The organism is Mesoflavibacter sp. CH_XMU1422-2 (assembly GCF_037029245.1).
In the GTDB taxonomy this organism is placed as follows: Bacteria; Bacteroidota; Bacteroidia; order Flavobacteriales; family Flavobacteriaceae; genus Mesoflavibacter; species Mesoflavibacter zeaxanthinifaciens.
This window is the reverse complement of record NZ_JAYMEE010000034.1, coordinates 334,060-344,127: the sequence shown is the minus strand read 5'-3', so window position 1 is coordinate 344,127 and position 10,068 is coordinate 334,060. Positions and strand designations below refer to the sequence as shown.

5 protein-coding genes are annotated in these 10,068 nt (G+C 33.8%); 1 reads left to right on the top strand and 4 read right to left on the bottom strand.

Translation table 11 applies throughout. The features are described 5' to 3' along the window. From WA340_RS05600 to WA340_RS05585, 4 genes are all read right to left on the bottom strand, one after another. A partial coding sequence (locus WA340_RS05600) for a fibronectin type III domain-containing protein (protein ID WP_336127765.1) occupies positions 1–3,372 on the bottom strand: 3,372 nt, incomplete at its 3' end. Positions 3,373–3,517: 145 nt separating this feature from the next. Further along, entirely contained in the window at positions 3,518–4,555 is a 1,038-nt protein-coding gene (locus WA340_RS05595; protein ID WP_336127764.1) for an aldo/keto reductase, read from the bottom strand. A gap of 141 nt (positions 4,556–4,696) precedes the next feature. After that, positions 4,697–5,653: an OmpA family protein gene (locus WA340_RS05590; RefSeq protein ID WP_336127763.1), complete on the bottom strand. Its 957-nt coding sequence runs from the start codon at positions 5,651–5,653 to the stop codon at positions 4,697–4,699. A 28-nt stretch (positions 5,654–5,681) separates the two neighbouring features. Next, on the bottom strand, positions 5,682–6,443 hold the full coding sequence (locus WA340_RS05585) for an exodeoxyribonuclease III (protein ID WP_336066335.1): 762 nt from the start codon (positions 6,441–6,443) through the stop codon (positions 5,682–5,684). A gap of 118 nt (positions 6,444–6,561) precedes the next feature. Here WA340_RS05585 and WA340_RS05580 point away from each other — a divergent pair, with 118 nt between their 5' ends. Continuing rightward, on the top strand, positions 6,562–10,005 hold the full coding sequence (locus WA340_RS05580) for a hypothetical protein (protein WP_336127761.1): 3,444 nt from the start codon (positions 6,562–6,564) through the stop codon (positions 10,003–10,005). The last annotated feature ends 63 nt before the right edge of the window (positions 10,006–10,068 follow it).

The window sequence follows — 10,068 nt, the reverse complement described above, 5'->3', positions numbered from 1 at the left end:
ATCATTTTGGTCATACCATACAATACTTACCTCGTTAGATGTGTAATTATCCGGTATCGCTGTTACTGTTATAGGTGTTGTAGCGTTTGGACATACCTCGTAAACTACATCTCCAAATTGAGTCTCTGGTGTTTCATAAAGTGCTATATCAAAACTTGTAATTGCATAACACTCACTTGCTGAAGAATTTTCAACTTTAACAAAAATTGTCTGAGGACTATTTGTATTAGAATATGCAGTTGGATTATTGATTGCATTTGTACTTGTTTCAGCATCAATTTGAGATGTATAATAAGATACAGACACATTGGTTTGTGTTCCTATTGTAACCGCTTCGTTAAGCGTTAAGTCAAATATATTACTTCCGCTACCATCATCACATAGTTCTTGATTTGGTGTTGTGTATGCTTCTGGTGCATCATTAACTACCAAGTTAAAGCTAGTATTTGTAGATGCACATCCAGACATTGATCCTACTGCATCAATATCTTCTACTCTTACATAAATTACAGTACCATCTACTGCAACATAAGGAGAAGAAATAGCTGCTGTACCTGATTGAGCATCAGATAATGTTTCATGGTAAGTAACAACAAAATCTGCATTACTTTGAGTACCTAGAATTGTTGCTGTTTGAGATTCTAAATCAAAACTAGCATTACCAGCACCTTCATCACAAGCTTCCATATCTGGTGCTTGATTAGCAATAGCATCGTCAAAGAAATTAATATTAGCTATTATAGATGATGTAAAATCATCACAAATTCCTCCTCCAACAACACACTGGTAACTACCTGACTGTGTAGCGACTAAAGTTGAAGAGTTGATTCCTGCTTGATATATTCCATCAATATACCATTCATAAGAATCTACAGAATAAGCAGTATCTGCTGTTAACGTAACAGATGTATAACCACATAGGTTAATATCATCACTTTCTCCATCAGGAGCTGTTGTTCCTTGTTCTACAACTATACCATCATAATCTAAAGTAACATCACAAACCACATCACAATTTGTTCCATCTGTCGGTCCAGAAGTTTGAGTAAAGTTATAAGTACCTGATTGTTGAGAGAAATTAGTTATTAAAATAACATATGTTGAATTCGCCGGAACTCCTGTTAATGTAATAGTTTCTGTTGCTGTAGCAGAGAAACTACAATCTGCAATATTAGGAGATAATAACTCAAAACAACCCGTGTCTTGTCCTATAAATGGTCCCCAAACTATAAAGTCAATATCTAAACCAGTTCCTGCATCGTTTGTTTGAGCTAATTGGAAAGTATAATCTCCTGGATCATCAAATTGAATTGTATTCCATTGTGGATCTGGTTGACTTCCTAAACAATCATAATCTAAGTATGGAGGAGCTGTTTGATCTCCTACAATACTAGGATAAAATATAGTTGGATCTGCACAAATAGGTAAAGCATCTGTACAGTATGTAGGTGCACCTAAGGTTTGTATACATAAATCAAATGTAATTGATGTTGGTGTTGAACCAGCTGAAAATACTCTTACATAATATGTATTACCTACTGTTAACGTAGGCGTTAAACTGAAGTCATCTGTTGTACAATATAACTCAGTTAAGTTATTACAGTCTGTTCCTTCATAAACTGCATGATCTACATTAAAGCCACCTACAACATTTTGTATTTGTATAATTTGTTGATCTCCAACTGCTGTGAATTGGAACCAAACATCATCATCAGCATCAGTTGTACATGATCCGTTTGGATAACCAGAATCTGTAGCTTCTAATAATGTTCCTGAATTAACGACTGTACAACTTTCATCTGAGTTAACCGAAGCAATCGTTGCATTACAAGGATTATCATTATCCGGTGGACATGCTGCTAATGATATTGCTTGACTTGTAATCACACAGTTGACATCTTGTTCATTAGAAACTGTAAATATAATATCTGTATTAAATGAATAAGGTCCAAATAAAGGCATTACTGTTCCAGTTGTACTTACATTAGTTACAGTATTGCCAAAGTTATCTGATACTTCAAGTGATGTTGCATCTCCCAAAGAAGTAATATTTACATCTACTAAAAATTGATCTCCATTTTCACAATCGTCTACAACAACAAAAGTTGCAGTTGGGTTAATACAAGTAGCACAACTTACAGTAACATCAATCGATGTATATCCACTTCCTTGACAATTTACACTGCCATCAGATTGAACTTGGAATGAAATCGTAGACCCTGTTGATTGATATGTTAAACCACTAACATCACCTCCATTACCATAAGGTGTAGCTGCATTTAAATCTGTTGTTCCGTCAGAGTCTAAAACTACTAGTTCGTCCCAGTTCTGTTCTACTTGACCAGCATTAAACGTTATGTTTAATGGTGTTGTACCATCTGCACTTGTAAATGTGAATACATTAGTATCATTATTTTCATAACAATAAGTTAGTGTTTGTGGTCCACCATTAACACAATCTAATACAAAATTGGTTTGCGCTGGTGTTGTGAAGAAGTAAGGCCCAGCCCATACACTAGTATCTGCACCACAAATTGCTTGTACATATACCTCATAATCTGTTTGAGGTGTTAGTGCTGATTCTGAAACTGTTGTTGTTCCAACTGTTGTTCCTGAGGTTGGTGTTCCTGTTCCTGCTGGTTGTAATACATAGTTCCATTGTGTTTCAGCACCGCCTGAAGACCATGTAATTTCAGCAGTTGATGCCCCTATTGCTGTAGCTGTAATAGCTAAAGGTTCTGGACATATCACATCAAAAATAGACACATCATCAAAAGCAAATCCTTCATCCTGAACAGATCCATCTGATCCAAAAGCTATTCTTAGCTGAACACTACTTTCGCCTGCTAAGCCTACTAAAGCATGACGTGCAGTTACCCAACCATTAGACCCAGAACCATTTCGTCCTGTCCATCCTTCTTGTTGCCCTCCTGGATTACCATTAATTGTATTATCTGTATACCAATTGTTAGGATCTCCAAAAGCACCAACATTTTGCCATGTTGCTCCACCATCAATAGATGACTGTAATACAGTTCCATCCCAACTAAACTCTGATTCCCACCAAATACTCATTTCAATGCTTGGTGATGACAATGTTGATAAATCAAAAATTGGACTACTTACAAAAGAGTCCTCATTACTATTGTAATTTCCGGTTAGATTTGTTACCCATGAGTTAGCTCCTGAAGCAGCACTATTAATAACTGTTGCTGCTGGTGTGCCTAAAGCCCATGTACCTGTACCGCTTGCTGTCCAGCCTCCATCGCCAGATTCAAAATCTTCTGAATAAGGATAACTGGTAATTTGTGAAAATGATTGTATGCTTGTAAATAAAGCAATCAAACAAATTAGTAGAGTAGTTTTTTTCATATTAATTAATGAGATGTTTAGTTTTAGAAACATCTAAGCTATTAAAAAAAACCTACTACTACTTGCCCTAAACAGTTAATATAGATAAAATGTTTTAATTTATCGTTTAAAAGAAGTTAGCGACTAATCCTTTAACAACTATCGATTAAGGGGCTGGGTTAGGTATTATTGAATGAATTTGATTTATTTTTTCTAAAATACCTGAAGATAATTCAACATTAATACTTGAAATATTTTCTTTAAGTTGCTCTAAATTAGTTGCTCCGATAATATTACTAGTCACGAACGGTCTTTGATTTACAAAAGCTAATGCCATTTGCGCTAAACTAAGATTATTGGCTTCTGCTAACTCTAAATATTTTTTTGTTGCAATGGTTGAGTTTTCACTACTGTATCTAGCAAATCTTGGAAACAATTTTAATCTAGAATTTTCTCCTGCAGTTCCTTTAATATATTTACCAGATAACACACCAAATGCCATAGGCGAATAAGCTAATAATCCTATATTTTCTCTTATTGAAATTTCAGCCATGTCTCCTTCAAAAACTCGGTTAATTAATGAGTACGCATTTTGAATGGTTATCGGTCTTATTAAATTATGCTTTTTAGACTCTTCTAAATAGCGCATTGTTCCCCATGCTTTTTCATTAGAAAGTCCTGCAAAACGAATTTTTCCTTCTTTTTTTACAGCCTCTAACTGCTCTAAAACGTCTTTAAAATTATCTTCCCATTTGTCGTTTGGATTATGATTATAATCTCTTACTCCAAATGTATTGGTATGTCGTTCTGGCCAATGTAACTGAAACAGATCAATATAATCTGTTTGTAATCGTTTTAGTTCTTTTTCTACAGCATCTTTAACAGATCCTTTTTGAAATCCTGACGTACGTATGTGTGCTGTATAATCGCCTGGCCCAGCTATTTTGGATGCAATAACAACTTTTTCTCTATGTCCTGTTTTTTTAAGCCATGTCCCTATTATTTCACTAGTTCTTCCTTGTGTTTTTGCTTCGGCAGGAACTGGATATAGCTCTGCTGTGTCTATAAAGTTCACGCCTTGTTCTAACGCATAATCTAATTGCGCATGACCTTCTTGTTCGGTGTTTTGATTTCCCCAAGTCATAGTACCTAGGCAAATTTTACTTACTTTTATATCTGTGTTTGGAAGCGTTGTATATTTCATTTTTTGGATAGTTTACTTTTTAACAAATATAAAAAGACCTTTAATTAAATAATTTAACTAAAGGTCTAAATGTTTGTTAAGAATTTTATACTCAAAACTTAACAATTTGCGCTAAGTATAACTCAAGACTGTGCTAACGCCCTAATTATTTAACAACTCTGTAATTTTGTCTAATTTTGGCGTTAAAATAACCTCTATACGACGGTTTTTTGCTTTTCCTTCAGCTGTTTCGTTAGTTGCAACAGGAGCATACTCGCCACGACCTGCAGCTGTTAAACTTTCTGGATTGATATTTTTATTTTCTTGAAGGATATTTACTATTGCTGTAGCACGTTTAGTTGATAAATCCCAGTTGTCTTTTACGTTTCCGTTACCAGAAAATGGGTCGTTATCTGTGTGTCCTTCTATCAATACTGAAATATCCGGATTGTCTGCCAACACAGTTCCTAACTGCTTTACTGCTTGTTTACCTTGTGTTCCTACTGCCCAACTACCAGATTGAAATAACAATTTATTTTCCATAGATACATAAACTTTTCCGTTACGTTTTTCTACGGTTAAACCTTTACCTTCAAAATCTACTAACGCGCTTGAAATGGCATCTTTTAATGCATTCATTTCGGCTTCTTTTGAAGAAATTATAGCCTCAAGATCTGCTACGCGTTGCGATCTTGCTTCAAGTTCTTTTTTTAACTGCTCTAATCTAGCGTTTTCTGAAGCTAATGCTTGCTCTTTAGCTTCTAATTGCGATAATAATTCTCTATTCTTTTTTGTGTTTGCCGCAATTGCAGAACTACTATTAGCTTCTAAAGCGTCATAAGATGCCTTTAATGTATCATAGTTTGTTTTTGTTGCTGCTAAATCTGCTTGTAATTGGTCGCGTTTTGCTACTGCTTCGTCATATTTTGCTTGTAATGAAGCTAAGTCATTTTCAGCTTGGTTTTTTGCTTTTTGTAAATCCTTATTTTGATCTTTTAACGATCTATTTTCTTTCTTTAAATCTGCATATTTACTTTCTAGTTCTTTGTACACTTTTGGCGATACACAACTTGATAATACAAAAGTTGAAAGCATTAAAGTTAAAAAGGTGTTTTTCATTGTTTAATTAATTTGGGATTGTTGTTTATTAGTTTTCTAGTTCTAGCAAAATTGGACAATGGTCACTATGTTTTGCTTCTTGTAATATAACTGCTCTTTTTATTTTTTGTTGTAATGGCTCGCTAACCATTGCGTAATCTAAACGCCAACCTTTATTGTTTGCTCTTGCATTGGCGCGATAGCTCCACCAAGAATATTCTTGTCTTTCTGGATGAAGATATCTAAAAGAATCAATAAAACCGCTATCTATAAAGCTTGTTAACCACTCGCGCTCTTCGGGTAAAAACCCTGAAACGCCTTTCATTTTTGGGTTATGAATATCTATTTCTTCATGACAAATATTGTAATCTCCGCAAACTACAAGGTTTGGTCGTTCTTGGCGTAAATCATTTAAATATTGATGAATCATGTCCATATATTCAAATTTGTGCGATAATCTAGCATCGTTTGTTCCAGAAGGCAAATACATGCTCATCACCGATAAATGTCCAAAATCTACACGCAAGTTTCTTCCTTCAAAATCCATAGATTCTATTCCGGTTCCAAATTCGACATGATCTGGTTCGGTTTTACACAACACTGCTACACCGCTATAGCCTTTTTTTTGTGCGCTAAACCAATAATTATAATGGTAACCGGCTTCTTTAAACAAGTCCAAATCTAGCTGTTCTTCCATTGCTTTTATCTCTTGCAAACACAAAATATCTGGATTTGCACTTTTTAACCAATCTATAAATCCTTTGTTTATTGCGGCTCTAATTCCGTTTACGTTGTACGAGATAATTTTCATCTTAATTATTAATTTCTGCTAAAATAAATAATGCTTTACTTTTACAAGATGAATTATAGCCTTTTTAACTAAAAAATATTAACAAAATAAAGTAACCATTTTACTGTTATAGTTGTAGATGAAAAATTGCTTTACCTTTTTTATTTTCTTGTCAGTCTTTTTTGCTTTTGGGCAAGACCAAGACGATTTATTGGTAAAGAAAACCATCGCTATCAAAGACACTATAAAAGTAGATAGCGTAAGTATAAATTCTATTTTTTTTGAATTAAAAACTAAAAGCAATCAGGTTTTAGATTCTACATATTATGCTATTGATTTTGCAACGTCAACGCTTCAACTTTTAAAACCTATTGAAGGAGATTCTGTAATAGTAAGTTACCAAAAATATCCTGAATTTTTAACTAGAACTTACCAACAATTTGACAAAAGCGTTATTGTAGAAAGTACCGCAAACGTTGATAAACTTGTACAACTTAAACAACCTAATATTACCAACACTTTTACACCTTTTGATGGCTTAACCACTTCAGGTAGTATAAGTCGCGGCGTCACTATTGGTAACAACCAAAATTCGGTTTTAAATAGCGAATTAGATTTACAAATAACCGGTAAACTAAACGACAAAGTCTCACTGCGTGCCAGTATACAAGATGCCAACATACCATTACAAGAAAGTGGTTACTCACAACGTTTAGACGAGTTTGACCAAGTGTTTTTAGAGCTTTTTAGTGACCGTTGGGCGATACGTGCTGGAGATATAGACTTACAAAACAACAACTCTTATTTTGCTAATTTTTCTAAGCGAGTGCAAGGCTTACAAATAAGAGCTAACTTGGGTGACGACAACCATCAAACCAATCTTTTTGCGTCTGGCGCTTTGGTACGCGGACAATTTACCAACTACCAATTTACTGCTCAAGAAGGTAATCAAGGTCCGTACAAACTGCAAGGTCCAAGTGGCGAGCTATTTGTACTTATCGTTTCTGGAAGTGAAACCGTTTACGTAAATGGCGTACCGCTAAAAAGAGGAGAAAATGAAGATTATATTATAGATTATAATGCAGGTGAAATTATTTTCAACCCAACATATCCTGTAACTTCAGAAATGAGAATTAGTGTCGATTTTCAATATTCTGAACGAAATTACTCCAGAATTGTCGCTTTTGGAGGCGGAAATTATAGTAGCGACAAACTAAAAATTGGCGCTTCTGTCTATTCAGAAAACGACTCTAAAAACAATCCGTTACAGCAAAATATCTCTCAAGCACAAGCTGAAATTTTAAGCAACGCAGGTGATGATCAAAACCTAATGACAGCGCCTTCTGAAGTGCCAGAAGCCTATAATGAAAATAGAATTTTATATAGAAAAGAGGTTATTAACGGAGAAGAGATTTACGTATTCTCTAACAATTCAGATGACGAGCTTTACAGCGTTACCTTTACTTTAGTCGGAGATAATCAAGGTAATTATCTATTATCATCGTCAAATGCCATTAATAATATTTATGAATACGTTGCGCCAATAAACGGCATACCACAAGGTAATTATGCACCTGTAGTACAATTAGTAGCGCCAACGCTTTTACAAATTGCAGTAGTAAATGGCGAATACACACCAAGTGAAAAAACCAACGTTAGTTTTGAATTAGCTGGTAGCAAAAACGATCTTAACCTATTTTCTAATTTAGATGATGAAAACAATAATGGTTATGCAGGAAAATTAACCGTACAACAATCAATAATCAAACAAGATAGTCTTTGGAATCTTAATGCAATTGCAGATATAGATTACATCAATCAAGATTTTAAAACTATACAACGTTTATACCGACCAGAATTTAATCGCGACTGGAATTTAAGTCAAAACAGCACCAACCTTCAAAATACAACCTTAGGAAATCAAGCTTTAATTTCGGCAGGTTTTGAGGCTTTTCATCCAGAAAAAGGAAATGCAAGTTACAACTTTCAGCATTTAAACTACTCAGGAACATTTAGCGGAAGCAAACACAATTTAAACACCAATTTAAGACTTAAAAAACTTAATATTTCATCACAAACCAGTCTATTAAATTCGGATGGAACGCTAAACGAATCTCGATTTTTCAGAAGTTACAACAAAGCCATTTACGCTTTAAAAAAACAATGGTTTGGTGCTGGCTTTTCTGCTGAAGAAAACAAAGAACGTATTAAAGAAACTCAAGCTTTTACAAATTTATCCCAACGTTTCACAGCTTATCAAGCCTTTACAGGAATTGGTGACAGCACCAATGTTTTTGCAGAAGTTGGTTATAAATTTAGAGTTAATGACAGTATTCAAAATCAAAAATTAACTCGTGTTAACACCTCAAATACTTACTATTTAGATTCGCGTTTGATAAGTAACAAAAACACCAATTTATCAATGTATGTTAATTACCGTACGCTGACTTATGAAGATGAAGACATTGCAGACGAAAACTCTCTAAACTCGCGTATATTATTCAATCAAAAGTTCTTAAAAAATGGTGTTATTTGGAATACTGCTTTCGAGACTAATTCTGGCTCTTTACCTCAACAAGATTTCACTTATGTGCAAGTAGAACCAGGTCAAGGCGCATATACTTGGATTGATTATAATAATAACGGTATACAAGAATTAGAAGAATTTGAAATTGCTCAATTTACCGATCAAGGTGAATATATACGTGTGTTATTACCTAATCAAGTTTATATAAAAACACATCAAAACAGATTGAGTCAAACCCTAACTTTAAACCCTATAAATTGGGTAAATTCAGAGCAAAAAGGGAAAAAATTATTATCTAAATTTTACAATCAAACCAGTTATCTAATTGATAGAAAAATTAGAAGAAACGGTGATAATTTTGATTTAAATCCTTTTAAAAAAGATGAAGACAATCAATTAGGACTTAACCAAAATTTTAGAAATGTACTGTTTTTTAACCGAGGCAAGCAACGCTATACAACGTCTTACACGTATTTAAACAATCAATCTAAAAGCACACTAAGTTTTGGGTTTATAGAAAACAAATTGAAAAGTCACCAATTAAATTTTACGCACAAAATAGCTAATAGTTGGCTAGTTACTTTAACCTCTACTTTAGAAAATCAATTTAACAGAAGTCAAAACTTTAGCAGTAAAAATTTCGATTTAGATACTGAAGCTTTCAACCCTAAATTATCATATTTATTAAATGATAATGTACAATTTGACGTGTTTTATCAATATACAAACAAAGAAAACACAATTAATAATTTAGAAACTTTACAGCAGCAAAAGTATGGTTTATCATTTGCGTTTTCGCCTAAAAACAATGCACAATCTGGCGCAATTTCTGCTGAATTTAACGTATTCGACAACAACTTTACAGGCAACGCCAACAGTCCTGTAGCTTATCAATTATTAGAAGGTTTACAACCAGGAAAAAACTTCACTTGGACACTTTTAGCGCAAAAAAAACTAACCAAATTTTTAGATTTAAACCTTAATTATTTTGGCAGAAAAACTGAAACCTCCAAAACCATTCATACCGGTAACGTACAGTTAAAAGCTTATTTTTAAGCATTTACATGTTTTAAAAACTTCCATTTGCTAAAACCCTTTTAAAAACGTATACTATGGCAA

Excerpts from the sequence above, each read along its gene's own strand:
- WA340_RS05595 (WP_336127764.1), bottom strand. The coding sequence starts at position 4,555 with ATGAAATATACAACGCTTCCAAACACAGATATAAAAGTAAGTAAAATT.
- WA340_RS05590 (WP_336127763.1), bottom strand. The coding sequence starts at position 5,653 with ATGAAAAACACCTTTTTAACTTTAATGCTTTCAACTTTTGTATTATCA.
- WA340_RS05585 (WP_336066335.1), bottom strand. The coding sequence starts at position 6,443 with ATGAAAATTATCTCGTACAACGTAAACGGAATTAGAGCCGCAATAAAC.
- WA340_RS05580 (WP_336127761.1), top strand. The coding sequence starts at position 6,562 with ATGAAAAATTGCTTTACCTTTTTTATTTTCTTGTCAGTCTTTTTTGCT.